This window comes from Streptomyces sp. NPDC059787 (assembly GCF_042732315.1).
In the GTDB taxonomy this organism is placed as follows: Bacteria; Actinomycetota; Actinomycetes; order Streptomycetales; family Streptomycetaceae; genus Streptomyces; species Streptomyces atrovirens.
Map to the genome: position 1 here is coordinate 1 of NZ_JBHWHX010000018.1, position 26,552 is coordinate 26,552.

Annotated in this window: 21 protein-coding genes; 11 read left to right on the forward strand and 10 right to left on the reverse strand. The window is 72.6% G+C overall.

Going from position 1 to position 26,552, the window contains the following annotated elements; all coding sequences use genetic code 11:
- From ACFV5H_RS18780 to ACFV5H_RS18795, 4 genes are all read right to left on the reverse strand, one after another.
- A partial coding sequence (locus ACFV5H_RS18780; RefSeq protein ID WP_385195909.1) for an ABC transporter permease occupies positions 1 to 1,060 on the reverse strand: 1,060 nt, incomplete at its 3' end.
- Positions 1,057 to 2,019, reverse strand: a complete 963-nt coding sequence (locus ACFV5H_RS18785) for an ABC transporter permease (RefSeq protein ID WP_385195911.1) — start codon at positions 2,017 to 2,019, stop codon at positions 1,057 to 1,059. The genes ACFV5H_RS18785 and ACFV5H_RS18780, both read right to left, overlap by 4 nt.
- Positions 2,012 to 3,571, reverse strand: coding sequence for a sugar ABC transporter ATP-binding protein (locus ACFV5H_RS18790; RefSeq protein ID WP_385195913.1), 1,560 nt, complete (start codon positions 3,569 to 3,571; stop codon positions 2,012 to 2,014). The genes ACFV5H_RS18785 and ACFV5H_RS18790 overlap by 8 nt, the downstream gene beginning before the upstream one ends.
- A 66-nt stretch (positions 3,572 to 3,637) precedes the next feature.
- Positions 3,638 to 4,735 (reverse strand): ABC transporter substrate-binding protein, encoded by a 1,098-nt coding sequence (locus tag ACFV5H_RS18795; RefSeq protein ID WP_385195916.1) that lies wholly within the window; start codon positions 4,733 to 4,735, stop codon positions 3,638 to 3,640.
- 578 nt (positions 4,736 to 5,313) lie between these two features.
- On the opposite strand from ACFV5H_RS18795, the gene ACFV5H_RS18800 reads away from it, so the two are divergent.
- Positions 5,314 to 5,751, forward strand: coding sequence for a hypothetical protein (locus ACFV5H_RS18800; RefSeq protein ID WP_385195918.1), 438 nt, complete (start codon positions 5,314 to 5,316; stop codon positions 5,749 to 5,751).
- A 205-nt stretch (positions 5,752 to 5,956) separates the two neighbouring features.
- On the opposite strand, the gene ACFV5H_RS18805 is transcribed toward ACFV5H_RS18800, so the two are convergent.
- Positions 5,957 to 6,973, reverse strand: a complete 1,017-nt coding sequence (locus ACFV5H_RS18805; RefSeq protein ID WP_385195921.1) for a LacI family DNA-binding transcriptional regulator — start codon at positions 6,971 to 6,973, stop codon at positions 5,957 to 5,959.
- A 491-nt stretch (positions 6,974 to 7,464) separates the two neighbouring features.
- Complete coding sequence (locus ACFV5H_RS18810) at positions 7,465 to 8,478, reverse strand: LacI family DNA-binding transcriptional regulator (protein ID WP_385195924.1); 1,014 nt, start codon at positions 8,476 to 8,478, stop codon at positions 7,465 to 7,467.
- A 177-nt stretch (positions 8,479 to 8,655) separates the two neighbouring features.
- Here ACFV5H_RS18810 and ACFV5H_RS18815 point away from each other — a divergent pair, with 177 nt between their 5' ends.
- The 5 genes from ACFV5H_RS18815 (at position 8,656) to ACFV5H_RS18835 (ending at position 15,109) form a co-directional block, all read left to right on the forward strand.
- Positions 8,656 to 10,482, forward strand: coding sequence for a glycoside hydrolase family 2 protein (locus tag ACFV5H_RS18815; protein ID WP_385195927.1), 1,827 nt, complete (start codon positions 8,656 to 8,658; stop codon positions 10,480 to 10,482).
- Between the two features lie 109 nt (positions 10,483 to 10,591).
- Positions 10,592 to 11,962, forward strand: a complete 1,371-nt coding sequence (locus tag ACFV5H_RS18820) for an extracellular solute-binding protein (RefSeq protein WP_385195929.1) — start codon at positions 10,592 to 10,594, stop codon at positions 11,960 to 11,962.
- Positions 11,963 to 11,984: 22 nt separating this feature from the next.
- Complete coding sequence (locus tag ACFV5H_RS18825) at positions 11,985 to 12,917, forward strand: carbohydrate ABC transporter permease (RefSeq protein ID WP_385195932.1); 933 nt, start codon at positions 11,985 to 11,987, stop codon at positions 12,915 to 12,917.
- 1 nt (position 12,918) lies between these two features.
- On the forward strand, positions 12,919 to 13,863 hold the full coding sequence (locus ACFV5H_RS18830; protein WP_385195934.1) for a carbohydrate ABC transporter permease: 945 nt from the start codon (positions 12,919 to 12,921) through the stop codon (positions 13,861 to 13,863).
- A 55-nt stretch (positions 13,864 to 13,918) separates the two neighbouring features.
- The gene (locus ACFV5H_RS18835) at positions 13,919 to 15,109 is read left to right on the forward strand and encodes an MFS transporter (RefSeq protein ID WP_385195937.1); all 1,191 of its coding nucleotides are present in this window, start codon (positions 13,919 to 13,921) and stop codon (positions 15,107 to 15,109) included.
- A gap of 101 nt (positions 15,110 to 15,210) precedes the next feature.
- Here the strand turns inward: ACFV5H_RS18835 and ACFV5H_RS18840 are convergent, their stop codons facing one another.
- Positions 15,211 to 16,041: an alpha/beta fold hydrolase gene (locus ACFV5H_RS18840; protein WP_385195940.1), complete on the reverse strand. Its 831-nt coding sequence runs from the start codon at positions 16,039 to 16,041 to the stop codon at positions 15,211 to 15,213.
- A gap of 116 nt (positions 16,042 to 16,157) precedes the next feature.
- Here ACFV5H_RS18840 and ACFV5H_RS18845 point away from each other — a divergent pair, with 116 nt between their 5' ends.
- Positions 16,158 to 16,772, forward strand: coding sequence for a DUF998 domain-containing protein (locus ACFV5H_RS18845; RefSeq protein ID WP_385195943.1), 615 nt, complete (start codon positions 16,158 to 16,160; stop codon positions 16,770 to 16,772).
- On the opposite strand, the gene ACFV5H_RS18850 is transcribed toward ACFV5H_RS18845, so the two are convergent.
- Positions 16,711 to 17,382 (reverse strand): hypothetical protein, encoded by a 672-nt coding sequence (locus ACFV5H_RS18850; protein WP_385195945.1) that lies wholly within the window; start codon positions 17,380 to 17,382, stop codon positions 16,711 to 16,713. The genes ACFV5H_RS18845 and ACFV5H_RS18850 overlap by 62 nt on opposite strands.
- Positions 17,383 to 17,452: 70 nt before the next feature.
- Complete coding sequence (locus tag ACFV5H_RS18855; RefSeq protein WP_385195948.1) at positions 17,453 to 18,304, reverse strand: helix-turn-helix transcriptional regulator; 852 nt, start codon at positions 18,302 to 18,304, stop codon at positions 17,453 to 17,455.
- A gap of 127 nt (positions 18,305 to 18,431) precedes the next feature.
- Between ACFV5H_RS18855 and ACFV5H_RS18860 the strand changes: the two genes are divergently transcribed.
- Both ACFV5H_RS18860 and ACFV5H_RS18865 read left to right on the forward strand, forming a co-directional pair.
- Entirely contained in the window at positions 18,432 to 19,427 is a 996-nt protein-coding gene (locus tag ACFV5H_RS18860; protein ID WP_385195950.1) for an aldo/keto reductase, read from the forward strand.
- Positions 19,428 to 19,610: 183 nt separating this feature from the next.
- Positions 19,611 to 20,084: a DUF4396 domain-containing protein gene (locus ACFV5H_RS18865; RefSeq protein WP_385195952.1), complete on the forward strand. Its 474-nt coding sequence runs from the start codon at positions 19,611 to 19,613 to the stop codon at positions 20,082 to 20,084.
- Positions 20,085 to 20,178: 94 nt separating this feature from the next.
- On the opposite strand, the gene ACFV5H_RS18870 is transcribed toward ACFV5H_RS18865, so the two are convergent.
- The gene (locus tag ACFV5H_RS18870; protein ID WP_385195955.1) at positions 20,179 to 20,391 is read right to left on the reverse strand and encodes a hypothetical protein; all 213 of its coding nucleotides are present in this window, start codon (positions 20,389 to 20,391) and stop codon (positions 20,179 to 20,181) included.
- A 220-nt stretch (positions 20,392 to 20,611) separates the two neighbouring features.
- Here ACFV5H_RS18870 and ACFV5H_RS18875 point away from each other — a divergent pair, with 220 nt between their 5' ends.
- Positions 20,612 to 21,466 carry a DUF4132 domain-containing protein gene (locus tag ACFV5H_RS18875; RefSeq protein ID WP_385195957.1) on the forward strand — a complete coding sequence of 285 codons (855 nt, stop codon included), beginning with the start codon at positions 20,612 to 20,614 and terminating at the stop codon, positions 21,464 to 21,466.
- Positions 21,463 to 26,517: a hypothetical protein gene (locus tag ACFV5H_RS18880; protein WP_385195959.1), complete on the forward strand. Its 5,055-nt coding sequence runs from the start codon at positions 21,463 to 21,465 to the stop codon at positions 26,515 to 26,517. Before ACFV5H_RS18875 ends, ACFV5H_RS18880 begins: the two co-directional genes overlap by 4 nt.
- The last annotated feature ends 35 nt before the right edge of the window (positions 26,518 to 26,552 follow it).

Genomic DNA, 26,552 nt, shown 5'->3' on the forward strand with positions numbered 1-26,552 from the left:
GCCCGCCGCCGCGTCCGGAGCCGCACATCAGTTGCCGTCGGCGGCCCAGCCAGGTCTGGGCGATGACGACGACGGCCAGGAAGGCGCCGCTGACGACCTGCTGGTAGGAGGAGTCCAGGGAACCGACCTGGTTGATGACGTTCTGGATCACCCTGAGCAGCAGCACACCGACCAGCGAGCCGCTGACGTAGCCGAGCCCGCCGGTGAGCAGGGTGCCGCCGATGACGACGGCGGCGATGGCGTCCAGCTCCATGCCGTTGCCGAGAATGGTCACCCCGGAGGCGAGCCAGGCCGCGTTGAGCGCGCCGGCCAGTCCCGCCAGCACCCCGGACAGGGTGTAGACGAGGATCTTGGTACGGGCCACCGGGGCGCCCATCAGCGCCGCCGCGTCCTCGTTGCCGCCGACCGCGTACACATGCTGTCCGAAGCGCGTACGGCGCAGCACGACGGCCCCGGCCACGAACAGCGCCAGCGTGATCCACACGGGATTGCCCAGACCGAAGGTCGTGCCCTGCCCGAGTTCGGCCAGGAACGAACCCTTGCCGATCAGATACGTGTCGGCGCCCTCGTCGGTGAGCGCCAGCATCAGACCGCGCGCACCGAGCATGGCCGCCAGGGTGACGATGAACGGCGCCAGCCGGGAGCGGGCCACGAGCAGCCCGTTGACGACACCGATCGCCCCGCACACCACCAGCGGCAGCAGCAGCGCCACCAGGGTGCCGTGCCGCGAACCCCAGGCCGCCAGGACCCCGCCCAGCGCGAACAGCGAGCCGACCGACAGGTCGATGCCCCCGGTGATGATCACGAAGGTCATGCCGAGCGCGACGATCGCCAGGAACGCCGAACTCGTCGCCATGTTGCTGACGTTGTCCCCGGTGGCGAAGGAGTCGAAGCTGAACGACGCCACCAGGGAGACGGCCAGCAGCACCGCCAGCGCGCCGTGCTGCTGGACCAGCGCACTCACCCGCTCGGAGCGCGCGGACCCCACGGGCTCGCCGGCCACCGACGGCTTCCCGTCGCCCGCCGCGGTCACCGGGGCGTCCGTCTTCGTGACGGTCATCGCTTCCCCCGTCCCCGTGCCGCGTAGACCGCGCACACGATCACTATGGCCTGCGCGATCTGGGTCCACGAGGGCGGCAGATCGTGCTTGATGAGGGTGGCGGTGAGCAACTGGATGAGGACGGCCCCCGCCACGGTGCCGGCGATGTTCACCCGGCCGCCGGTCAGCGGTGTCCCGCCGACCACGACGGCGGTGATGGCGGACAGCTCCATCAGATTGCCCAGCGACGTCGGGTCGCTGGCCTGGAGCCGTGCGGTGGCGAGGACGCCCGCCACGGCGGCGAGCAGCGCGCAGACGACGTACACCACGATCAGCACCCGGCGCACCGGCAGCCCGGCGAGCTGCGCCGCCGGACGGCTGTCGCCGATGGCGAGGAGCTGCCGCCCGAAGGTGGTGCGGCGGACGACGAACGCCACCAGCAGCGCCAGTACGGCGGCGATCAGGATCAGATACGGGATGCCCAGCACGTCACCCGACCCCAGGGAGGCCAGCGACGGGTTGCGCAGGTCCTCCAGCTGCGGCAGCAGCACCAGGGCGAGGCCCCGGCCGCCGACCATGAGCGCCAGCGTCGCCACGATCGGCTGCACCCCGACGAACGCCACCAGCGCCCCGTTGGCCAGCCCCACGGCGGCGGCGAACACCGCCACCACGAGCAGCGCCGGCACGAGCCCGTAGCCGAGGTAGAGGGCCGTCACGGAGGCCGCCAGCGCCATCACGGCACCGACCGAGAGGTCGACGCCCTCGGTGCCGATGACCAGGGCCATGCCGAGCGCCACGATGATGACGGGGGCGACCTGCACGGCCTGGGTGCGGAAGTTCTCCGCGGACAGGAAGTGCGGGGTGATGACGATGTTGACGACCAGCAGCAGCGCCACGCCGGCGTAGACGCCGTACGTCTGCAGCCACTGCAGGACGCGGGTCCTGTCCAACGGGACGGTCCTGAGGGTGGCTTCAGCCATCGGTGGCCGCCTCCCCGACCGCGTCCCGGCCCGGGGCGTGCCCGGCGATGGTCCGCATCAGCTTGTCCTCGGTGACCTCGTCGCCGGTCAGCTCGCCGACGACCGCACCGTCCTTCAGTACGACCACGCGGTCGGACCCTTCGATCAGTTCCTCCAGGTCGGAGGAGATGAGCAGGACGCCCAGGCCGTCCGCGGCCAGTTCGTCCACGAGTTTCTGCACCTCGGCCTTGGCGCCGACGTCGATGCCCCGGGTGGGCTCGTCCAGGAGCAGGACCTTGGGGTTCATCGCCAGCCAGCGGGCGAGCAGCACCTTCTGCTGGTTGCCGCCGGACAGTTCACCGACCTTCTGCTGAGGCGAGGACGCCTTGATGCGCAGCCGCTCGACGAAGGTGTCCACGATGCTGTCGACGCGCGCCTCGGAGACCAGGCCGAAGCGGGAGAGCCGGGGCAGGACGGCCAGCGAGATGTTCTCGCGGACCGACAGACCGGGCACGATGCCCTCGCTCTTGCGGTCCTCCGGCAGCAGACTGATGCCCGCCCGGATGGCGGCCGGGGTGGAGCCGCCGCGCAGCGGCACCCCGGCCACCGTCACACTGCCCGAACTCGTGCCGAGAGCACCGGAGATGGCCTTCGCGGTCTCGGTGCGCCCGGAGCCGAGCAGCCCGCCGAGACCGACGACCTCGCCGGGACGGATGCTCACGGACACCTCGCGCAGCTTGTGCGGCACCGTCAGTCCGCGGGCCTCCAGCACGGGCCGGCTGTCGGCGGCGTGGTGGTCGCCGGTGAACTTCGTCAGGCCCTCCTGGCGGACCTCGCCCAGCTCCCGGCCCAGCATGGTCGACACCAGGGAGAGCCGGTCGAGGTCGGCGAGGCGCCCGTGGTGCACGCGACGGCCGTCGCGCAGCACGGTCACCGTGTCGCACACGGCGTACAGCTCGTCGAGACGGTGACTGACGTAGACGACGGCGATGCCCTCGTCGCGCAGCCGGCGGATGACCGAGAACAGCGTCTCGACCTCCCGCGGTTCCAGCGACGAGGTCGGCTCGTCCATGATGACGATCCGGGCCTCGCTCGCCACGGCACGCGCCAGGGCGACCATCTGCTGCGCGCCGACACCGAGGGTGCGCAACGGCCGGCGGACGTCCACCCGGACGCCGTAGGCGCTCAGCGCCTCCTCGGCCTCCCGGTTCATGCGGGCGAAGTCCAGCAGACCGAGACGGGTGCGCGGTTCGCGGCCCAGGAAGAGGTTGCGGGCCACGCTCAGCAGCGGGATGAGGTTGACCTCCTGGTAGATGGTCGAGATGCCGGCCTTCTGGGCCTCCAGCGGTGTGGCGAAGGAGACTTCACGGCCCTGGAAAACGATGTCACCGGCGTCGGGCCGGTAGACCCCGGTGAGGAGCTTGATGAGGGTCGACTTGCCGGCGCCGTTCTCGCCGATCAGGGCGTGGACCTCACCGGGGTGCAGGGTCAGGTCCACGTCGTCCAGGGCCCGGACGCCGGGGAAGGACTTGCTCAGTCCGCGGACGGCGAGGACTTCGGCGGGGGGAGCCACCTGTGCCTCCAGGAAGAAAGTGGTGACGGACGGACAGGGGGCCCGGAGACCGGGCCCCGGAGCGGATCAGTAGGCCTTGCCGAGGTCCTGCTCGGCGTTGCCGGCGTTGTAGGCGCTGTCCTGGATCACGATGTCCTGGGGGACTTCCTTGCCCTGGGTGAAGGTGTCCAGCGTCTGGAACGCCAGCGGGCCGAACCTCGGGTTGGACTCGATGACACCGCTGATCCAGCCGTCGACGACGCCCTGGACGGCGTTGCGCGTACCGTCGACCGTGATGATCCTGACGTCGCCGGCCTTCTTGCCGGCGCCCTTCAGCGCGGCGACCGCGCCCAGGCCCATCTCGTCGTTCTCCGCGTAGACGCCCTTGATGCCGGGGTTGGACTGGATGAGCTGCTCGGTGACCTGCTGGCCCTTCTCACGGGTGAAGTCACCGGTCTGTTCGAAGACGACCTTCAGGTCGGGGGCCTTCTCGGCGACGCGCTCCTTGAAGCCCTTGGTGCGCTCGGTGGTGACGTTGTTCCCGGCCGAGCCCAGCAGGATGGCGACCTCGCCCTTGCCGCCGGTGGCCTCGATCATCTGGTCGGCGGCGCGGCGGCCCTGCTCGACGAAGTCCGAGGCGATGAAGGAGACGTAGTCCTTGCACGCCGTGGCGTTGATCTTGCGGTCGATGGTGACGATCGGGACCTTCTTCGCGGCGGCGGCCTGCAGCACCGGGTCCCAGCCGTCGGAGTTGAGCGGGGCGATCACCAGCAGGTCGACGCCCTTGGTGAGCAGGGTCTGGACGTCGCTGATCTGCTTGGAGAACTGCGACTGGGCATTGGCGGTGAGCAGCTTGACGCCTCTCTTGGCCGCCTCGTCCTTGATGGACTGCGTCTCCGCGATGCGGAACGGGTTGGCCTCCTTCTCCGACTGGGAGAAGCCGACGGTGGCGTCCTTCAGGTCGATCTTCTCGCCGCCGTAGGCGTCGATGGTGCAGGTCTCGCTGCCCGGCTTCGGCGTGACGACCTTCTGCTCGGCGTCGGCGGCGGCCGCCGGGGACTTCTTGCTGTCCGACGCGTCGTCCTCCGACTTGGCGCAGGAGGTGACGGTCAGGGCCACGGCGGCGGCCAAGGCCACGACCACGGGACGGGCGAGAAGGTGAGAACGGTGAGTGGTGCGCTGCATGGTGACCCCGATCCGGGTGACGCTGAAAAGGGAACTGGGGAGCCGAAGGACGCGCAGACATGGTGCTGCTCCCCCTGTGCGAAGCGGCGTCCGGTGTGCCGCAAGGAGGTTTTACATCGTTGGAAGGGAGCTGTAAACCCCTTGCGCGCAAGGTGCGAAGGGAACGCGGGGGCGTGGGCGGCACCGCAAGCGCATTCTGCGGAGAACAGGGTGTGCACACGGCCGGCCGTCGTGAAGTGGCCCCGGTGCGCGGCGGATTCGCCGTACCCACGGCACTCGCCTGGTCCGCGTTCCTTGTGGGCGCCCCACGGGAACCGGGTGCGGAGACGGACGTGTCACTCGCGCCGGTCCTCGCCGGGTGAGCGGGGACCGCACGGCCGGACGCCTGTCCCGGACAGGGCTGTGACCGGCCCGGACGGCCACCGGCCTGTCCGGGACAGCCGGCTGCCGTTGCCCGTGAGGCCTCAGGCCCACAGGATCGGCACTGCTGACCGGTGGGGCGGGGGAGCCAGTCCCGGAACATCATCCCGGCGTCAGCGCAGGCATGTTCACCAGAGGAGAGGAAAAGACGGATGCGCATGGGACGAGTTCTCGCGAGTGGGCTGGCCGGTGCCGCCCTCGTACTGGGGATCGCGACGTCGCCGGCCTCTGCCGCCGACGGCTGGCAGGCCACGAGCGATGTCAGCGACAGCACGTTCGGTCAGTACGACTACGAGTGCGACGATTTCGCCGGAGGGGAGGCGTGCTTCCAGCCCCACGGCGAATGGTTCTGGGTGCGGGACCTGAGCGCCGACAACCTGCCGGTGGCCATGGTGTGGTCGTACAGCGACGACAGCACCTACCGGTCGGGAGTCGCCTACGACACCCTGGGCAAGGCCAAGGGCTGGACCAACCTCAACAAGAGCTTCCCCGAGGACGGCCTTCTCTTCTGGCAGGCCTGCTTGGTGACCAGCGTCGCCGGCCGGCAGATCGACTACGACAGCTGCGGCTACGGTCAAAGCATGTACACCGGCTGAGACCGGACCGGCCGCGCGCACCGTCACCGAACGGACCGCGAGACGGCCGGCCGGGCGGAAAGCGCCTCCGGGCAAAGCGGGGACGAGGAGGACGACGTCCTTGTTCCCGCTTTGCCCGGAGGCGCTTCGCGGTGCCACGGGCGGACGGGCGTGCCGGCCGGACATGGCCGCGGCGCGGATTCCCGCGCGGCCGTGGACCGCGGTGTCAGGAGCTCGACGGCCTGCCCACCGTGCTCTCGCGTTCCACGAGCTGATAGTCCGCCCAGACGCGCTGCGGCTCCGGCGCCCGGTCGTTGAGGCGGGCGAGTACCGACTCCACCGCCAGCCGGCCGATGGCGGCCTTGTCCGGCGACACGGACGTGAGCGTCACCGCCCCGAAGCGTCCCTCGATCACGTCGTCGAAGCCGACGACGGCGATGTCCTCCGGTACCCGCAGCCCCCGTTCGTGCAGCACCCGCATCGCCCCGATCGCCATCGGGTCGTTGTAGGCGAACACCGCGTCGGGCCGCCGTCCGCTGTCGAGGATGTGGTTCATGGCCAGTGCCCCGTCGGCGTGTCCCCAGCCGTCGGTGGCGGCGACGAGCCCCTCGTCGGCCGACAGCCCCGCGGCGGTCAGCTCCTCGCGCCAGCCCCGCACGCGCAGTTGCGCGGGCTCGCTGCGTCCGCGCCGGGCCCCGATGAACGCCACCTCCCGGCGCCCCAGACCGATCAGGTGCCGGACGGCGGCGCGGGCCGCGGCCACGTTGTCGATGGCGATGTGGTCGTACGGCAGGTCGTAGTCCCGCTCGCCGAGCAGCACCAGCGGCACGTCCTCGGCGCGGTCGCGCAGGTCCTCGGTCTCCAGCTCGATGGGGCTGAGGATGAGCCCGTCGATGACCCGGGCCCGGAAGCCCTGGCTCACCAGCAGCTCCTGCTCGCGCATGCCCCCGGTGTGGTCGAGCAGCACGATGTAGTCGTGCTCGGACGCGGCGTCGATGACGGAGGCGGCCAGTTCGGCGAAGTAGGGGTTCCCGAGTTCGGGCAGGGCGAGCGCGATGATGCCCGTACGCCCCTTCCGCAGATGCCTGGCGGCGAGGTTGGGCCGGTAACCGAGCGTGTCGATGGACCGCTGGACACGCTCGCGCATGGCCGGGGTGACGTGCTGGTAGTTGTTCACCACGTTGGAGACGGTCTTGATGGAGACCCCCGCGTGCGCGGCGACGTCCTTGAGGCTGACCCGCACGGCAATCCCTTCGTGAGCGGCCCGACTCGGTTGGTCGGTGCGGATACGTGCCGTCACCATGAGCCGTGCGCCGAGCCGCTGGGCTCAAGTTTTACAACGTTATACATGCCGTCCCGTGACACTGACAAGGCGTGAACAGGGGGCGTGTCGAGAACGGCCCCACGGACCAGGCCGGACCGGACGGCTCCCGGGCGCCGGCACCCGGGGCCGGGACCGTCACCGGAAGCGCCCTCCCGGAGGCCCCGCCCCGTCCACCGGCTGCTGTCGACCGGTCCGCCGGCCCGCCCCCGGACGCCGGCCCCGGTGACACGATGGGAGCGAATCTCCCGGCGACACGCCGTCGGCGGGCCGTTCCGGTGGGAGATTCGCTCCCATCGGCGTCTTGCCGCCGGATTCGCCGACGGCATCCGTCCACCGGAGCGGACCCGTGTCCACGGGCGGACGGGCCGTCCTCCGGACCGCACCGCACCGGACCGGACCGGCCCGGCTCCTCACCCTCCCGAACTCTCCCGCACGATCAGCCGGTGCCCCGCCGTCTCGTCGACCGCCGGCCCGCCCGGCCCGTCCGCGTCGATACGGTCCAGCAGCAGCTCCACCGCCCGCCGCGCGATGCCCCGCTTGTCCGGGGCGACGGTGGTGACGGTGGGGATGCTGAACCGGGTGGCCTCGATGTCGTCGAACCCGACCACGTCGAGGTCCTTGGGCACCGACCAGCCGTCCTCGTGCAGGGCCCGCACCGCGCCCAGCGCCAGGTGGTCGTTGAGGCAGAGCATCGCGTCCGGCCGCTCCGGCAGCCGCATGAGGGCGCGGGCGGCGGCGGCCCCGTCGGCCCAGCGGAACGCGGGCACCGGAAGGACCAGTTCCTCCGGCAGCGCCACCCCGGCCGCGGCCAGGGCCTCCTGGTGGCCGACCGTGCGCAGCCGGCTGGTGTTCCGCGACCCGTGCAGATCACCACCGATCACCGCGATGCGCCGGCGCCCCCGCGCCAGCAGGTGCTCGGTCGCCTCGCGCGCCGCCGTCACGTTGTCGATCGCCACATGGTCGGCGCTCCCGGGCAGGTTGCACTCGCCCAGCAGCACCAGCGGCAGCCGGGTGTCACGATCGGCCAGGTCGCGGGGTTGCAGGGCGAGCGGCGAGAGAATGACGCCGTCGGTGAACTGGGCGTCGAACCCGCGCACCGCGGCCAGTTCCTTCTCGTGCCGTCCGCCGGTCTCGACCAGCAGCGTGGTGCTGCCCCGGCGTTCGGTCTCCGCCATGACGTGCCGGGCCAGCTCGGCGAAATAGGCGACGTCCAGGTCCGGCACGGCCAGCGCGATCATGCCCGTACGGCCCCGGCGGAGCTGCCGTCCGGCGATGTTGACCCGGTAGCCGAGCGCGTCGATGGCCTCCCGCACCGCGGTCCGGGTCCGCTCGGAGACGTGCTCGTAGTCGTTGAGGACGTTCGACACGGTCTTCGCCGAGACGCCGGCGTACTCCGCGACGTCCTTGATCCTGGGCCTGCCCATGCTTCCCTTCTCGTCCCTCCCGCTGCCTGCCGGGATCGTAACGGCAGCTCCACCGGGCCGGGCCGCGGGCGGCCTGAATCGTCCCGTCGAAAACTTTCCGCCGCCGCCATTTACATCGATGTAATCGTATGGTCGCATGACCCCGTACACAGCGCACCTGCACTGATGAGGAGCAGCATGAGCACGCCCCTGCCCCCGGACGTCCCGCGTCCGGAGCACCCCCGGCCCCAGTTCGTCCGCGAGGCCTGGCTGAACCTCAACGGCCGCTGGCAGTTCGAGACGGACCGCGGGGACAGCGGACTGGAGCGCGGACTGCGCGACCGTGACCTCGCGGGCGAGATCCTCGTGCCCTTCTGCCCCGAGTCCGAACTGTCGGGAATCGGCGACACGGACTTCCTGGAGGCCGTCTGGTACCGGCGCACGGTCACGATCCCGGCCGAGTGGTCCGGCAACGACGTACTGCTGCACTTCGGAGCGGTGGACCACGACGCCACCGTCTGGGTCAACGGCACCGAGGTGGCCCGTCACCGCGGCGGCTTCACCCCCTTCACCGCGGAACTGCGCGGGGTGGCCGCGCCCGGCGAGGAGGCCGTGATCGTGGTCCGCGCCCGTGACACCCGGCACGGCCCGCAGGCCCGCGGCAAGCAGGCCACCTGGTACGCCAACACCCACTGCCACTACACCCGGACCACCGGGATCTGGCAGACCGTGTGGCTCGAACCGGTGCCGGCCACGGCCCGCCTCAAGCGCCCGCGGATCACCCCCGACCTGGGCTCGGGCTCCTTCCACATCGACCTCCCGGTCACCGGCAATCTGCCGGGCCACCGGGTACGGGCGGTCCTCACCGACGAGCACGGCGAGGCGGTGTCCGCCTCCGCCCGCGCCGACCTCGACCTGTGCCCCCGGCTGGTGCTGACCGTGCCCGAGGACCGGCTGCGCACCTGGTCGCCGGCCGACCCGCACCTGTACGACCTGCGCTTCCAGCTCCTCGACGCGGCGGGCGGAATCGTCGACGAGGCGACGTCGTACGCCGGACTGCGCTCGGTCGCCCTCCACGGCAAGCGGGTGCTGATCAACGGTGAGCCGGTGTTCCAGCGGCTGGTGCTCGACCAGGGCTACTACCCGGACGGCCTGATGACCGCCCCCACCGACGCCGACCTCGTACGCGACATCGAACTGGGCCTGCGGGCAGGCTTCAACGGGGCCCGGCTGCACCAGAAGGTGTTCGAGGAGCGCTACCTCTACCACGCCGACCGCCTCGGCTACCTGGTGTGGGGCGAGTTCGGCGACTGGGGCTGCGAGACCGGCGTACGCGACGACAACCAGCGCCCCGACGCCGGTTACGTCGCCCAGTGGCTGGAAGCCCTGGAACGCGACCACTCCCACCCGTCGGTCATCGGCTGGTGCCCGCTGAACGAGACGTACCAGAACCTGCACGACCGGATCACCCAGCTCGACGACGTGACCCGGGCGATGTTCCTGGCCACCAAGCAGGCCGACCCCAGCCGCCCGGTGATCGACGCCTCCGGCTACGCCCACCGCGTGGCGGAGACCGACGTCTACGACTCGCACTGCTACGAGCAGGACCCGCGGGCCTTCGCCGAGACCATGGCCGGACTCGCCGAGGACCGTCCGTACGTCAACACCGGCCCCGACGGCCGCGACTGGTCCGTCCCCTACCGCGGACAGCCCTACTTCTGCAGCGAGTTCGGCGGCATCTGGTGGGACGCGGCCGTCGCCGCGACCGCCGCCGGAGACGAGCGGGGAACCTCGTGGGGGTACGGCGAACGGCCGCGCAGCACCGAGGAGTTCCTGGCCCGCTTCACCGGACTGGTGGACGTCCTGCTCGACGACCCGGACATGTTCGGCTACTGCTACACGCAGCTCACCGACGTCTTCCAGGAACGCAACGGCGTCTACGGCTTCGACCGCGCCGAGAAGTTCGACACCGCCGTACTGCGCCGTGTCCAGCAGCGCACGGCCGCCTGCGAATCCGCCGGCTGACGGCACCGCACCCGGCCCGGCGGACGACCGGAACCGGGGCCCCCTCCCCACGGCATGTCGTCCGCAGCGTCCGGCGGCGATGTACATCGATGTAGAGAAAGGTAGTGCCATGGTCGACCTGCCTGGCCCACGGGCCGCCTCCGCCGGGCCGCGAGGAAACCGCGCCGCGCCGTCCCGACGCGGCCTGCTCCGCGCCTCGCTGGCCTCCGCCGCCGTACTCCTCGGCGGCGGAGCCCTCGCCGGCTGCGGTTCCGCCGCGGCCTCGTCGGACCCGCGCACCGTGCGCATGTGGGACCTGTTCAGCGGCGCCGACGGCGCCCTGCTCGACGAACTGATCGACACGGCGGGGTCCGACATGCCCGGCACCCGTGTCGAGCGGACCGTGCTGGAATGGGGCACGCCCTACTACACCAAGCTCGCCATGGCCTCGGCCGGCGGGCGCGGCCCGGACGTCGCGATCTCCCACATGTCGCGCCTGGCGGGATACGCGCCGCTCGGACTGCTCGACCCCTGGGACACCGGCCTGCTGGCCGAATTCGGCGTCGACGAGAAGGACTTCGCCGACGCCGTGTGGAGCCGCACCCAGTATCAGGGCGGAACCTTCGCCATACCGCTGGACACCCACCCGTTCATCGTCTTCTACCACCCGGACCCCGTCCGCGAGGCCGGACTGCTGACCGGCGACGGAAGCCTCGACCAGGACGCCTTCTCCACCCCCGAGCGGTTCCTCGAAGCCGGCCGGGAACTGGCCAGGGCCTCCGGCAAGCAGGGGATCGCCTTCGGCTACGTCAACGACACGGCGCAGGGCTGGCGGCTGTTCTACGGGCTCTACCGGCAGACCGGGAACGACTTCGACCTGCCCGTCGGCGGCACCGTCACGGCGAACGTCGACGCGATGACCGAGGTCATCGCCTTCATGCGGAAACTGGTCGACGGCCGTGCCAACCCGCGCCGCCTCGACTACCCGGCGGCCCTCGCCGACTTCACCAACAGCCGGAGCGCGATGATCCTCTCCGGCGAGTGGGAGCTCGGCACCTTCCGGGCCGCCGACCCGGAGATCGGGGCGGCGCCCTTCCCCACGGTGTTCGGCACCCCCGCCGTCTACGCCGACTCCCACTCCTTCGTACTGCCGCGCCGCCCCGACCCCGACGAGGCACACCGCAGGCGCACCCACCAGGCGGTGGCCGCCATCCTCAAGGCCGGCCAGACCTGGGCGAAGGCCGGTCACATCCCGGCGTACCAGCCGGTGACCCGTACCGAGGCCTACGCACGGCTGGAGCCGCAGGCACGGTACGCGGCGGCGGCCGACCACGTGGTGCTCGACCCCGCCGTCTGGTTCGCCGGAGCCGGCTCCGACTTCCAGAACTCCATGTCGCAGGTGCTCCAGCAGTCCCTGCTCGACGGCCTGGCCCCCGACCGGGCCGCCCGCGCCATGGTCGAGCGGATCAACACCGCCCTCTCCAAGCCCAGCCCGGCCTGAGCCGCCGCGAAGGAGGCAGCAGATGTCCACCGAACTCGCTTCCCGCGGCCGTCCGAAGGCCGCCCGCCCCGCCCGAGGACCCGGTGCGACACTGCGCCGCGCCTTCTCCCCGGGACTCCTCTTCGCCCTGCCGTTCCTCGTCCTGTTCGTCCTCTTCATGCTCTGGCCGCTGGTCCAGGGCGCCTGGATGAGCCTCACCGACACCTCGCTCGCCGCCCAGGACCCGTCCTTCATCGGACTGGACAACTACGCGGAGGCCCTCGGCGACGCCGAGATGTGGCGCACGATGTGGCACACCGTGTGGTTCACCGTCGTCTCCACCGTGCCCCTGGTGGTCGTCGCCCTCGGCATGGCCCTGCTGGTGTACACCGGACTGCCCGGACAGTGGGTGTGGCGGCTCGCGTTCTTCGCCCCGTACCTGCTGCCGGTCGGTGTGATCGGCCTGCTGTGGGGCTGGCTGTACCAGCCGGACCTCGGCCTCTACAACCACCTGCTGCAGGCGGTCGGGCTGGACGGCCACGCCTGGCTGAGCGACGGGTCCGTCGCCCTGTACGCCATCGTGATCGCCACCCTGTGGTGGACCGTCGGCTTCAACTTCCTGCTGTTCCTGGCCGCGCTGCAAGCCGTGCCCGACCACCTGTACGAGGCGGCGGCCCTGGACGGCGCCGGCGCCTGGCGGCGGCTGTGGCACGTGACGCTCCCGCAACTGCGGCGCATCATCGGCGTGGTCACGGTGCTGCAGATCCTCGCCTCGCTGAAGGTCTTCGACCAGGTGTACCTGCTCACCAAGGGCGGCCCCGACGGCTCCACCCGCCCCGTCGTCGAGTACCTCTACGACATGGGCTTCACCGGCTACCGCCTCGGCTACGCCTCCGCCATCAGCTACGTCTTCTTCGCCCTCATCGTCCTCGCCTCCGCCGTGCAGTTCGTCGCCCTTCGCCGCAGGGAGAAGTGACATGACCTCCATCGACGTCCCGACACGGCCCGCGCGCCGCTCGGTCTCCCCGCTCCCCGCCGCGCGCCGGGCCCACCGCGACCGGCCGGCCCCGCGGCGCGGACCCAACCTCACCCTCGGCCCGAGCCGGATCTCCCGTGTGCTGGCCCTGACGGCCCTCGCCGTGATGGCGCTGGTCTGGCTGCTGCCGATGGCCTGGGCCGTACTCACGGCGTTCAAGTCCGAGCAGGACGCCAGCGATCCCCTGCACTGGATCTGGCCGCGGGGCGGCTTCACCCTCGACGGCTTCCGCACCGTGATCGAGCGCGGCGACCTGCCCCTGTGGATGCTGAACAGCTTCTTCATCGCCGCGGCCGTCACCGTCGTCACCGTGTGCGTGTCCGCGATGGCCGGCTACGCCTTCTCCCGCACGCTGTTCCGCGGCCGGCGGTGGCTGTTCGCCGTCACCATGGCGTCGATCCTGGTGCCGCCGCAGCTGTTGATCGTGCCGTGGTTCCAGCAGATGCTCACCCTGGACCTGGTGGACACCTACGCGGCGGTGATCCTGCCGCAGACGGTCGCGCCGGTGATGGTCTTCATCCTGAAGAAGCACTTCGACTCCCTCCCGCGCGAGCTGGAGGAAGCCGCCCGCATCGACGGCGCCGGCCACGCCCGGATCTTCTGGTCGGTGATGCTGCCGCTGTCCCGCCCGATGCTCGCCGCGGTGTCGATCTTCGTGTTCATCGGCGCGTGGAACAACTTCATGTGGCCGTTCGTGTCCACGTCCGACCCGGCACTGATGACCCTGCCGGTCGGCATCACCGCGGTGAAGGACGCCTACGGCGTCAACTACGCCCAGACCATGGCGTCCTCCGTACTGGCCGCGCTGCCGCTGGTGCTGGTGTTCGTCTTCTTCCAGCGGCACATCGTGAAGTCGGTGGCGACGACCGGCCTCGGCGGCCAGTGACCCCGCTGGCGTGCGCCCGGGGGACCGGAGCCGGGTGAGGGGTTAGCGTCGGGGCATGGCCGGTGATCGCCGCGGATGGCGGGTGTGTCTGCTCGGCGGTGCGGTGTTCGCGGTGTGCATGACCGGCACCACGCTGCCGACCCCGCTCTACCCCCTCTACCAGCAGAAGTTCGGCTTCTCCGAGCTGACGGTCACCGTCGTCTACGCCGTGTACGCCTTCGCGGTCATCGGAGTACTGCTGCTGGCCGGCAACGCCTCGGACGCCGTGGGCCGGCGCCCGGTGCTGCTGTGGGGCCTGGGCTGCGCGGCCGCGAGCGCCGTCTGTTTCCTGTGCGCCACCGCGCTGGGCTGGCTGTACGCCGGACGGCTGCTGTCGGGGCTCTCCGCCGGACTCTTCACCGGGGCCGCCACGGCGTACGTCATGGAGTCGGCACCGCCCGGCGGAGCCTCCCGGGCCACGTTCGTCGCCACCGCCGTCAACATGGGCGGCCTCGGCTGCGGCCCGCTGCTCGCCGGAGTCCTCGCCGAGTACGCGCCCTGGCCGCTGTACCTGCCGTTCGCCGTGCACCTCGCCCTGGTGGCCTGCTCGGCCGCCGTCCTGCTGCGGCTCCCGGAGACCGTGGCGGAGCGCCGCCCACTGCACACCGTACGACCGCGGCGGCCCGGCGTGCCGCCGCGGGTGCGGCCGGTGTTCGGACCGGCGGCGACCGCCTCGTTCGTGGGATTCGCGCTGTTCGGCGTCTTCACCTCCGTCAGCCCGGCCTTCCTCGCGCGGTACCTGGACGTGACCGACCACGCCGTGAGCGGACTGGTCGTGGCGCTGGCCTTCTTCTCCTCGACCGGCGGGCAACTGGCCGCCGGCCGGGCCGGCACGGTCCGGTCACTGCCACTGGGATGCGCCGGACTCCTCGCCGGGCTGGCGCTGCTCGCGGGCGCGTTGTACTGGGACCTGCTGACGCTGGTGGTGCTGAGCGCGGTCGTCGGAGGGTTCGGTCAGGGGCTCGCGTTCCGCGGCGCGCTGTCCGCGGTGAGCGAGGCGTCCCCGTCGGACCGGCGCGCGGCGGTGATCTCGACGCTGTTCGTGGTGGCGTACCTGGGCATCTCGGTGCCGGTCATCGGCGTGGGGCTGCTGACCGGACCGATGGGCCTGGAGGGCGCGGGGCTGGTGTTCATCGCCTGCATGGGAGCCCTCGTCGTGGCCGCCGCCGGCTACCTCCTGCGCCGCCCGGTGCCGGCGGGGGCGTGAGCGCCGGCTCACTTCGGGAGGGGACGGGCGCCGGCCTGTACGACACCTCCGACGCGCTGTCGGGGATCGCGACACGGAGACCTCCGAAGGGCCGGGCCCCGCTAGGACCTGATGAATTCCAGGATGTCGCGGTTGAGGACGTCCGGGTGGGTCGACAGCATGCCGTGGGGATACCCCTCGTAGGACTTCAGGGTGCCGTGCTTCAGCAGCTTGACCGTCAACGGCGCGGAGTCCTCGTAGGGAACGATCTGGTCGTCGGTGCCGTGCGCGACGAGGACCGGGACGTCGATCTTCTTGAGGTCCTCGGTGAAGTCGGTCTCCGAGAACGCCTTGATGCACTCGTAATGGGCGTTGGCCGCCCCCGTCATGCCCTGCCGCCACCAGTTGTCGATCAGCCCCTGGGAGACCTCCGCGCCGGGCCGGTTGAATCCGTAGAACGGACCTGACGGCACGTCGATGAAGAACTGCGCGCGGTTGGCGGCCAGGGCCGCGCGGAACCCGTCGAAGACCTCGATCGGCAGACCGCCGGGATTGCTCTCGGACTTGACCATGACCGGGGGCACCGCGCCGACCAGCACCGCCTTCGCGACCCGGCCGGGCTCGGCCCGCGCGACGTACCGCGCGACCTCCCCGCCGCCGGTCGAGTGCCCGACGTGTACGGCCCCCCGCAGGTCGAGGGCACCGGTCAGCACCGCCACGTCCGCGGCGTAGGTGTCCATCTCGTGGCCGCCCGAGGTCTGACCGGAGCGCCCGTGACCACGCCGGTCGTGGGCGATCACGCGATAGCCCTGGGACAGGAAGAACAGCATCTGGTTGTCCCAGTCGTCGGCGCTGAGCGGCCAGCCGTGGTGGAAGACGACCGGCTGTCCGTCGCGCGGACCCCAGTCCTTGTAGAAGATGGTCGTGCCGTCGGGGGTGGTGACCGTGCCCATGGGTGATCCCTCCGCGTGATCCGGACCGACGGCACTCACCTTACGCTCCGGCCCGGCGCGCCTCATCTCCTGATATGCACGCCGACGTACGGTCGGTCACGTTCTATGGTGGTTCGATGTTGCCTGTTCCCAGATGGGCCCTCTTCTCGTCGGGGTGCGCGCCCGTCCTGCTCGTCGCGGGCTGGGTGATCGCGGCGTCACTGGAAGGACCCGCCTACGACCCCGTCACCCAGACGATCAGCGTCCTGGCGGCCTATGGAGCCGCGGGATCCTGGGTGATGACCGCGGCGCTTCTCGCCCTGGGCGCCTGCCATCTGCTCACCGCCTGGGGACTGCGGGCGGCGGCGACGGCCGGACGCGTGGCGCTGGCCGGCGGGGGAGCGACGGCGCTGGTGGTGGCTCTGCTGCCGGCACCGGGCAGCGGGGGGTCCCTGCGCCACGGTTCGGTGGCCGCGGTCGGATTCGCGCTCCTGGCCCTGTGGCCGCTGCTGGCCGCCGACGGCGGTCGTGCCGCTCCCTGGGCGCTGCGGCCGGCGGCCTCGGCCGTGGCGACCGCCTCGATGGTCGTCGGCGCGGCGTGGTTCCTCGTCGAGATGCACCGCCACGGCGCGGCGGGCGTCGCGGAACGCGTGGTGACGGTCGTTCAGTCCCTCTGGCCCTTCGTGGTCGTCACCTCCTGCCTCCGCCATGCCGGGGACGGCGACGGGTCGCCCGCGGGCCGGCCGGACTGACGGGGGTCGGCGAGGTGCGGGCGTCGACGGCGAACGGGCCGTCGACGGCGGGTCCGAGGCAGCGGCGCCGGGCCGGCGCCTCCAGCCGGATGCCGTCGTCGGGATCCGGCAGCAGCGCGTGCTGACGCCGGGCCAGGCCGAGGTCGCCCGCCAGGACGGCGTTGAGGACCAGCAGACAGCGGTCGGGCCGGTCGGTGAGGCCGGCCTCGTGCGCCAGCAGCGCGTCGGCGGCGTCGCGGTGCCGGCCCTCGTCCTCGTACGCCGACACCAGTTCCCGCAGCACCGAGGGGGAGTCCGGTGCCGGCCGCAACGCCTCGCGCAGGGCGGGGGCCGCCAGGTAGGACACGCCGCGTCCCACGCACGCGTACCCGTAGTCGTACGGCGCGCGGGCCTTGCCGGGGCGCGCGGCCAGTGCGGAGGCCGCCTCACGGAGGTCGTCGAACCCGGCCGTCCGGGCGGCCCGCCCGACGACGAGGGCGACCTGGTCGAGGAGGGCCGTGCTGGCCTGCCGCAGCTGACGCAGCGTGCCGGGGACGTCATCCGTGTCGAGGCACTCCCATGCCTTGGACGGTTCGGGGGAGGAGGGCCGGCGATTTCCGCGCGAGAACATGCGCGGCATCCTCTCCGGCGGGCGCGACCGCCCTCGACTCCATTGTTCCGCGTCGAGTCGGCGGCCGGCCTCAGCGGCCGGGCGGGCCCGTGGAGAACTCCTCACTGCCGAGCACCCGCAGCAGCTCCAGCCGCTCGCGGGCCTCGGCGTCCGCCGGTGTGAGCACCAGCAACTGCTGTCGCTGATCGGGGGTGACCAGGGTTTCGCAGTCCATCAGCAGGCGGCCCACCCGCGGGTGCAGGAACGTCTTGCGGTCGGCGCGCCGGACCGCCACCTCGTGCTCCGCCCAGAGCCGCCGGAAGTGCGCGCTCGCAGCCGACAACCGGTCGACGAGTCCGGTGACCGCGGGATCGCCGGCCCGGCGCCCGGCGACCGCGCGCAGATCGGCCACGAGCCGGCGGGCGTGGTGCTCCTCTTCCTCGGCCGGGCCGACGGCGCGGGCGGCCGGTTCGGTGAACCAGCGGTGAACGGCGTAGCGGCGGTCGCCGGAGAAGCCGGTGAGGTCGCTCATCAGCAGAAGCGACGCCCGGTTCTGTGCGAGGACTTCCCCCAGGTCGGACATGACCAGGGCCGGAGTGCCGCCGAGCAGGTCGAGCATGCGCACCAGACCCGCCCGGGCGAGGCGGGCCACCCCGTCGGCGGGCGGGGGCCGGTGACCGGCCAGATGGAACAGATGGTCGCGCTCGTCGTCGGAGAGACGCAGCGCACGGGCCAGCGCGACGAGCAGCTGCGTGGAGGGCCGGCTGCTGCGGCCCTGTTCGAGGCGTACGACGTAGTCCACCGACATGCCCGCCAGCATCGCGACCTCCTCCCGGCGCAGACCGGCGGTACGGCGGCGCGGGCCGCCGGTGATGCCGACGTCGGCCGGGCGGATCGCCTCGCGGCGGCGGCGCAGGAAGTCGGCGAGTTCCTCACGTTGCATGACCTCATGGTCCCTCGTGGCGCACCCGCCGATCCAGGGAGCGGCTCTCCCATGATGAACGCTCCGCTCCCGGTGGCCCCGGTACCGGCGCAAGGTGGGTGACGGAGCGACCACGAAGGAGAACACGATGCAGACACGCACGCTGGGCAGCGACGGTCCGGCCGTCTCCGCGCTGGGCCTCGGCGCGATGAGCATGTCGGGTGCCTACGGCGCGGCCGACCGCACGGAGAGCATCGCCACCGTGCACGCCGCGCTGGAGGCCGGCGTCACGCTGATCGACACGGGCGACTTCTACGCCATGGGCCACAACGAACTGCTGCTCGCCGAGGCGCTGCGCGGCCGTGACCGGGACAGCTACCGGCTGAGCGTCAAGTTCGGCATGCTGAGCGGGCCGGCCCCGGTCATGGGCGGGTACGACGGCCGCCCCGAGGCGGTGAGGAACTTCCTCGCCTACTCGCTGACCCGGCTGGGCACCGACCACATCGACATCTACCGTCCCGCGCGGCTGGACCCGGCGGTACCGATCGAGGAGACCGTGGGCGCGATCAAGGAGCTGATCGACGCCGGGTACGTACGGCACCTCGGCCTCTCGGAGGTCGACGCGGCGACGATCCGCCGGGCGCACGCCGTGCACCCCGTCACCGACCTGCAGATCGAGTACTCGCTGATCTCCCGCGCGGTCGAGGCGGACGTCCTGCCCGCGCTGCGGGAGCTCGGCATCGGCCTGACCGCGTACGGCGTCCTCGGCCGCGGCCTCATCTCCGGGCACTGGTCGGCCGGCCGCGGCGCCGGCACCGGTGACCACCGGGCGCTCAGCCCCCGGTTCTCCGGCGGCAACGTGGAACACAACCTCGCCCTCGTGGAGGCCCTGCGCCGGGTCGCCGACGCGAAGGGGTGCACCGTCGCCCAGCTGGCCATCGCCTGGGTCGCCGCCCAGGGCGAGGACATCGTGCCGCTGGTCGGCCCCCGCACCCGTGAGCGGCTGACCGAGGCGCTGCCCGCGCTGGACCTCGCCCTCACCGCGGACGACCTCGAGGAGATCGAGAAGGCGGTACCGCCGGGCGCGGCCCGCGGCGACCGCTACCCGGCCGCGTTCATGTCCTCCCTCGGCGTGGGCAACTGAGCCCGGCTCTTCCGCGGGGTCCGGTGGCAGGGGCGGCCCCGCCGGGCGCGACACGTCCGGCCTGTGAGGAGAACGAGGCCGTCCACGCCGCTGAGCAACCCTTGGAATATACCCCTGGGGGGTATATGTTGCCCTCGGTGGGCCGACACCGGCCACCCGGGACGCCGAATGGGGACGAAGGCCATGGACCACAGCACGCACCACACCGCCGCCGGGCACGGCCACGTGTCCTGGGCGATGGCGACGAAAGCGACGCTCCACTGCCTGACCGGGTGCGCCATCGGCGAGATCCTCGGCATGGTCATCGGCACGGCCCTGCTGTGGGGCAACGTACCGACCATGATCCTCGCGATCGCCCTCGCCTTCGTCTTCGGCTACTCCTTCACGCTCTTCGCGGTGATGCGCGCGGGCCTGTCCCTGCGGACCGCGATCAAGGTGGCGCTGGCCGCCGACACGGTCTCCATCGCGGTGATGGAACTGGTCGACAACGCGATCATCGCCCTGACACCGGGCGCGATGGACGCGCACCTGTCGGACGGGCTGTTCTGGTCGGCGCTGCTCGGCGGCTTCGCCGTGGCGTTCGCGGTCACCACGCCGGTCAACAAGTGGATGATCGGCCGCGGCAAGGGCCACGCCGTCGCCCACGCCCACCACTGACCGCGGAACGCCCCAGAGGGTGTCGTCCGGATCCTGTCGGGGCCGCGGGCCCCGGCACCGCTCACCGCAGCCGGCCTGATCCGGACGACATCCTCTAGTGTTCGCGGTCCAGGACGCGGCGGGCCGCCTCGGCCTCCGCCGCCGGCGGGGACAACTCGTCGAGGGAGTCGAGCTCGGTGTCGGCCTCCAGTTCCCGTTCCCAGGCCGCCGCCAGCCGTTCCTGTTCCTCGCGCGGTCGGCCGCCGACGGCCTCCCGGTGGTGAGGGTCCAGGGCCGCGAGGAATCGTCCGACCGGGTCCGTGGGCATGCCGTGCTCCTTGTCGCTCGGAAGGGGCCGCGCTACCGACCCAGGATGGCCAGCCGGCCCCGGTACGGCCGCCCGACACGGCCTGCGACCACCCTGATGGCCCCGCTCCACCGCCCCGCGCCACGGCGGTGCCCGTCCCGCGACGAGACCCCGGGACCCGTTGTCAGAGCCCTGCTCTACAGTTCCCGTCACTTGATCATTGCGGGTGCGGGAGGCACGCATGGGGTGGGTGTCGGCAGGCGGGTACGAGGTCGCCCTCGACGACGGCAAGGTGGTGTGCCGCAACGCGGCCGGACGGCGGCTGAAGTCCGTACCGTCCAAGATCGCCGACGATCCGGCGGTGGTGGGACTGCGCCAGCTCACCGAGTGGCTGGAGCGGCACGAACGGCAGTGCCTGGCCGATGTGGAGCGGTGGATGGTGCGCTCGCTGCCGGTGCCGTTCGAGGTGCTGGCGCGGGTCTGGCCGGACCCCGCCTGGCAGGCCGCCCTCCGCGACCTGGTGGTCACGGGCACGGACGGCGCGGTGGCCGGGTTCCTGCGGGACGCCGACCCCGAGCGCGGCCTCGGCCTGGTCGACCTCGACGGCGACACCGTCCGCCTCACCCCCGGCCTGGTCCGCCTGCCGCACCCCGTGCTCCTCGACGACCTGGAGGAGCTGCGGGAGTTCGCCGTCGAGCTCGGCGTCGGACAACGCGCCCAGCAGCTCTTCCGCGAGGTGTGGCACCGGCCCGCGGCACTCGACGCCGAGGCCGCCTCCGTCGAGGACTACGCGGGCGGCGCCTTCAAGGAACTGCGGTTCCTGCACGGCCGCGCGACCCAGCTCGGCTACCGCGTGCGCGGCGGCCACGCCGTGTGCTCCGTGGTGGAGGACGGCCACACCGTCGAGGCCCGGGTGTGGGTCGGCGACTACGACGGCTACGAGGAGACGGAGACCGGCCCTCTGGTCTTCACCGACCCGGCCGGCCGGGTGCTGAAGCTCGGCCGGGTCGGGCCGGTGGCCTGGTCGGAGGGCATGCGCATGGCGGCCGCGCTGTACGCCGGACGCGACATCGAGGACGAGGAGCGTGCGGCATGACGACGTACGACGGATTCACCTACGACGAGACCACCTCCGCCGCGCTGCTCGACGCCGGCGCCGTACTGCCCCCGGGCACCACCGACCGGGAGGACGCCGACGCCCTCACCGTCCGCACGTACACGCACACCGCGCTGGACGAACGGAAGGTCGTACGGCTGGTGCCGGGCACGCTCGGCGAGGCGGAGGACCTCGCCCTGGACTTCCTCGGACTGGCCCGCGAGCCGGAGACCCGCGAGGTCGGACAGGTGCGCCGGGAGACCCTCGGCTTCCCGGCGTGGGCGCTGGTCAACGACCCGGCGAACGGGCACCACGCACTGGCGCTGGTCAAGGACGTCGAGCGGCTCGCCCGCCAGGCCAAGTCCCGCCCCGGCACCGCGAAGGAGGGCTTCGAGGCGCTCGGCGAGCGCCTCGGCCGGGCCGTACCGCACTTCCTGCCCACCTTCTACGAGCAGGCCGCCCGGGTCTTCCTCCAGCACGAGAACACCACCTACGCGGCGGCGTTCTTCGGCAAGGCCCGCGAGGCGGAGCGGGTGCACGCGCTGACCGTGGACGAGGAGCGGCAGCGCGCCGTGTTCCTGGAGTTCGCCTTCGCCGGGGCACTGACGGTCAAGGCCCTCAAGGAGCATGTGAAGGCCCTGGCCGCCCGGCTCACCCCGGCCGACGCCTGGGCGCAGTTCCGGCAGCTGACCGTGGAACGCTGCGCGGCCGGCATGCCGCCCTACGCGTCGCTGCCCCAGGACGCCCGTGTTCTGATCAAGGCCGCCGGCCTGGACCGGGTCACCGAGGAGTGCGCCCTGGTCGCGGACCTGCTCGCGTCGCCCGCGGCGGTCCGCGCCCCCGCCTCCTTCTGGAACACCTACCGGGCCACGCTCGTCGTTCTCGCCGGACAGCAGCCCGCCGTACGCGGCCGGCTGCTGGAGATCATGCCGGCCGGTCTCGGCCGCTCCACCGAGGACGACGAGTTCTGGCTGGCGCTGCTCGCCGAGACCGGTGCCGACCGGCTGCTCACGGGCGAGGACAAGGCGGCGGACGCGGTCGACCCGGCGGACTGGCTCACCCGCTGGGCCCTGCACCGCAAGCACGGCGGCACCGTCAGCGGCCGCTCGCCCGCCACCCTCGCGCTCGTGGAGCGCATGACCGCGCGCCTGCGCGACCAGGGCCGCCCCGTCGACCTCCTCACCGGCCGCTGGCACGCCGGCGCCGACCTCGACCTGCTGGACCTCTGCATGGAGCAGGACGTACCGCTGACCCCGCCCGGGGCCGGCACGGACGTCCACCTCGACCTCGGCCGGTGGCTGGAGGACACCCGACCCGGGCGGCGCGACCTGACGGCCGTCGCGGCGGACCGGCACGGCCGCCGCATGCTCCACGACGCCGTCGGCAACCACCACCGTCGGCACACCGGCCGAGGGACGCTGGAGGGGATCGCCGGCCACCCCGTGCTCGCCGACGTGCTCCGCGAGTGGCTCGACGCCGCCGCCGGCGAACTGGACGGCGCGGCCGGCCTGGCGGCCGCCCGCACGGCGCTCGAGCGGCTGAACCCGTTCCGCGGGATCGCCGCACGGATCAGCCCGGAGGCCGTCGCCCGGGCCGCCGCGTTCGACATCGCACCGCTGCTCGGCAACACCCTGCGCGCCGGCCTCCCGGACGAACTGGGCTGGCCCGCCCTCGACGAGGCGCTGCGCCGGCTCGACGCCGAGACCCGGCGCGACAGCGAGGACAACCTCGCCGTCCACGAGGCCTGGCCGGCCCTGATCCTCTCCCGCAGGCACAAGGCGATCGTCGTGGGACCGCAGGACATCCTGCTGGAGCACGACCTGCGGCTGCCCGTTGAACTGGACCGCTGGCAGCGGCCGTCGTTCCGCTACACCGACGGCGAACTGCTGGTGACGTGGCGGCAGGACAACAAGCAGTACGGCTACTGGTCGGCCCGCCCGACCGAGGTGTTCCCGCTGGGCGGCGAGAAGCTCCCGCACTGGTACAGCGGCGGCGACGCCGGTGAGACCTCGATCCCGCTGCCGGACGGCGGACGCGTCACCGGCGGACGCGCCCTGCACGCCGGCGACACGGTCTTGCCGCCCGCGCGCCGCGTCCTCGGTGACGGCACCTCGTACTGGCGCCAGGGACGGCAGGGAACGCGGCAGGTGTGGCTCGAGTACGACCCGGCCACCGGCACGCACGGACGTGCCTCGCTGCCCGCGTTCCTGCGCTCCGGCATCCACGACGACGCCACCCTGCTCCAGCAGCACTGCGCGGTGCTGCCCCTGCAACCCGGCCTGGAGGACAGCCCGTTCGGCACGGACGGCACGGTCCTCGGCCGCTGGGTGCGCACCGAGGGCGAGGGCGACGAAGCCCGCACCACCGTCGGCACGCCGGACGGCCGGACCGGCACCCTGCCGACGGCGGACGGACGGATACCGGGCGTCCCGGTCGGCGCGCTGCGGCTGCCCGGCGGCGTCGAGCCTCTGGTCGTCGCCCACTACCGTCAGGTCGTCCTGTACACGACCGACGACACCACCGGTGTGCGGGAACTGGGCCGGCTGACACCGCTGGAGCGCGGCGGCGAGTTCGCCGCCGGCACGCGACTCGTACCGCCGGTCGACTTCTGGCACGCGCTGCGGCCGCGCGACGAGAACGCCTCGGCGCTCCTGCGGGCGCTGAGCGACGAACAGGCCGGGGAACTGCTGCGCGCCGGCGCCCAGGCGCTGGCCGAGCGGCAGGCGAGGATCGCGGCGGCGGCACCGGCCGGCTCCGAACAGACCGCCGGGGGGCGGAAGCCCGCGGGGGCCACCACCGGCAAGCCCGCCGTCCCGACCGCCGACCAGGTGGTGCGGAAGGCCGTGTCCCGTGTCCTGCCCGCCCTCACCGAGCCGCATCTGCTCACCGGTGTCGCCGCCCTCGTGCACGCGGTGCTGCGCCTGGCGGCGTCCGTCGCCGGCTTCGTCACGCCCCCGGCCGAGCGGCCCAGGACGGAACGCAGGCGTGCCGAGGGCATGTTCGCCGACTACAGCCCCGAGGACGGTGACGAACAGACGCTGCGCGAGGCGACCTCCGGTCTCGCCGACCTGCGCGGCTGGTGGGGCGGCGGACAGAGCTGGAGCACCCTGCGGCAGATCCGCGCCGTGAACCACGTCCTGTCCGGGAAACCCGCCGACGGCAAGCCCCTGCCCGCGTCGTCCCGGCCCGCCGGGGCCGCCGACGGGTGGCGCAGCGACGAGTTCACCGTCCCCGGTATCGGCGCGGTGTGGCCGTCCGTACTCGACGTGCTGCGCCCGCTCGCCTACCGCGCCGCCTCACCCACCCTGACGGAGCCGCACCGCCGGGCGCTGCTCCTGCTGTTCGACGCGATCACGGAGGGCCCGCTGGCCACGCCCGCGGGCGCGCTGCGCGAGGTGGTGCTGAGCGAGCCGCACGACAAGCAGGAGCGCGTCGGCCAGGTGCTGCGCCGGGAAGGCCGCACCGTCGTCGTCCTCGGCTGCCAGAACGTCGACCACCGCACCGGACGGGTCAACTGGCTCGCCCTGGACCACGACCCGGCCGGTGTCTTCGGCGCCGTCGCGCACTTCACGCTGGAGCGGGAGACCGCGCACCCGCCGGTGTTCCCGGCGGACGCGCTGGCCGCCGTGACCGGCCTGGTCCGGGACAAGGGGGCCGCGCCCTGGCAGCCGGAGGCGCCCGCCGCCCTGGCCGCCGCCACACGGGACGGGCTGGGCCCGGTGCAGGCGGCCCTGCTGCTCGCCGGGCGGCCGTCGCAGCTCACCGACGAGGTGATCGCCGCCACCGGTCTGAAGCCGCGTCAGAAGCAGCTCGGCGACGTGCTGCTGGGCTCGCTGGAGCCCGGCGACCGCCTGGCGCTCATCGGCGCGCTGCTTCCCGGGAACCCCGCTGACCTGTGGACCGCCGGACCGGACACGGACGCGGCGGGCCGTGTGTGGGACGAGCGCCTCGACGGGGTCGTGCGCCTGCCCGAGGACCTTGCCGCGGAACTCTCCCCGGCAGGTGTGCCCACCGACTCCGTCGAGGAAGTGCTCAACCCGCACCGCACCCCCTGGATCAGCCGCACCACCGTGCAGCGCCCCGACAAGGACGGCAACCTCGTAGCGGAGGACCCCCGGGCCATGCCCGGCCGGTACCACCTGACGCGCGCCGTGGCCGCCCTGGCCGGGCTCGCCTACGCCCTGCCGTACGGGCACCCCCTGCGCGCCGCCCTGCCCGGAGGGCTCACCGCGCTGCGCCGCCGCGTCGCGGACCCCGCACTGCTGCTCGACCTCGACCTGGAGTGGACCGAGAAGGGCACGTCGACCGCCGCCGAACTGCGCAAGGCGTACGGACTGCCCGCCACCGGCGGCGCCGACGCGCACGGACTGACACCCGTCGGCGAGGCGCTGGTACTGCGCCCCTGGTACAGGGACCAGGAGGCCGTCCTGGTCCGCACGAGCGCCCTCGGCACGGTGGACGACCCCCTGTTCGGACTGATCGAGGGAATCGTCGGACCCGGACGGCGCGACGGCATGCGGGCGCTGCGGACCATCCTGGGCGACGGACTCGCCCGCGCCCTCGCGGCCGGAACGGATCCCGAGGGACCCGCCGGCTACGCCCAGGACCCGACCCTGAGCGTGCCCGGCCTGGTCACCGAGGTCGCCGAGGCCCACGGGCTGGGCGAGGACGCCGCGGCCCTCTACCTGCAACTGCTGGCCCTGCCCGACCCGACGGACCGCAACCGCGCCCGCTGGACCGGCTGGAAGCCCGCCCGCGCGAAGAAGGCCCGCGCCGAACTGGCCGCCACCGGCCTGGTCGTCGAGGCGAAGCGGGCCCGCGCCGGACGCACCCTCTTCCTGCCGTGCGGCTGGCTCGACCTGAAGTCCCCCGCCCAGCCGGTGGAGATCTGGAAGCAGGGCCTCTACCCGGTCCACGACCGTACCCACGCGGTACCGCTGATACCGGTACCCGAGCTGTTCACGCGCGCCTGGGACCGTGTCCGCGCCGGCGACGCACCCGCCTACGAGGAACTCACCACCCGCGCCACCCGCAAGGGCCGCCGCCGATGACCACCGTCCACCCGCACCCGGAAGAGCCCGCACCG

What these genes read in the sequence shown, in the direction of transcription:
- ACFV5H_RS18870 (WP_385195955.1), bottom strand. Translation starts at nt 20,391, where the DNA reads ATGCCCACGGACCCGGTCGGACGATTCCTCGCGGCCCTGGACCCTCAC.
- ACFV5H_RS18845 (WP_385195943.1), top strand. Translation starts at nt 16,158, where the DNA reads ATGTTGCCTGTTCCCAGATGGGCCCTCTTCTCGTCGGGGTGCGCGCCC.
- ACFV5H_RS18785 (WP_385195911.1), bottom strand. Translation starts at nt 2,019, where the DNA reads ATGGCTGAAGCCACCCTCAGGACCGTCCCGTTGGACAGGACCCGCGTC.
- ACFV5H_RS18830 (WP_385195934.1), top strand. Translation starts at nt 12,919, where the DNA reads ATGACCTCCATCGACGTCCCGACACGGCCCGCGCGCCGCTCGGTCTCC.
- ACFV5H_RS18825 (WP_385195932.1), top strand. Translation starts at nt 11,985, where the DNA reads ATGTCCACCGAACTCGCTTCCCGCGGCCGTCCGAAGGCCGCCCGCCCC.
- ACFV5H_RS18865 (WP_385195952.1), top strand. Translation starts at nt 19,611, where the DNA reads ATGGACCACAGCACGCACCACACCGCCGCCGGGCACGGCCACGTGTCC.
- ACFV5H_RS18810 (WP_385195924.1), bottom strand. Translation starts at nt 8,478, where the DNA reads ATGGGCAGGCCCAGGATCAAGGACGTCGCGGAGTACGCCGGCGTCTCG.
- ACFV5H_RS18835 (WP_385195937.1), top strand. Translation starts at nt 13,919, where the DNA reads ATGGCCGGTGATCGCCGCGGATGGCGGGTGTGTCTGCTCGGCGGTGCG.
- ACFV5H_RS18850 (WP_385195945.1), bottom strand. Translation starts at nt 17,382, where the DNA reads ATGTTCTCGCGCGGAAATCGCCGGCCCTCCTCCCCCGAACCGTCCAAG.
- ACFV5H_RS18860 (WP_385195950.1), top strand. Translation starts at nt 18,432, where the DNA reads ATGCAGACACGCACGCTGGGCAGCGACGGTCCGGCCGTCTCCGCGCTG.
- ACFV5H_RS18840 (WP_385195940.1), bottom strand. Translation starts at nt 16,041, where the DNA reads ATGGGCACGGTCACCACCCCCGACGGCACGACCATCTTCTACAAGGAC.
- ACFV5H_RS18820 (WP_385195929.1), top strand. Translation starts at nt 10,592, where the DNA reads ATGGTCGACCTGCCTGGCCCACGGGCCGCCTCCGCCGGGCCGCGAGGA.
- ACFV5H_RS18855 (WP_385195948.1), bottom strand. Translation starts at nt 18,304, where the DNA reads ATGCAACGTGAGGAACTCGCCGACTTCCTGCGCCGCCGCCGCGAGGCG.
- ACFV5H_RS18795 (WP_385195916.1), bottom strand. Translation starts at nt 4,735, where the DNA reads ATGCAGCGCACCACTCACCGTTCTCACCTTCTCGCCCGTCCCGTGGTC.
- ACFV5H_RS18800 (WP_385195918.1), top strand. Translation starts at nt 5,314, where the DNA reads ATGGGACGAGTTCTCGCGAGTGGGCTGGCCGGTGCCGCCCTCGTACTG.
- ACFV5H_RS18875 (WP_385195957.1), top strand. Translation starts at nt 20,612, where the DNA reads ATGGGGTGGGTGTCGGCAGGCGGGTACGAGGTCGCCCTCGACGACGGC.
- ACFV5H_RS18815 (WP_385195927.1), top strand. Translation starts at nt 8,656, where the DNA reads ATGAGCACGCCCCTGCCCCCGGACGTCCCGCGTCCGGAGCACCCCCGG.
- ACFV5H_RS18880 (WP_385195959.1), top strand. Translation starts at nt 21,463, where the DNA reads ATGACGACGTACGACGGATTCACCTACGACGAGACCACCTCCGCCGCG.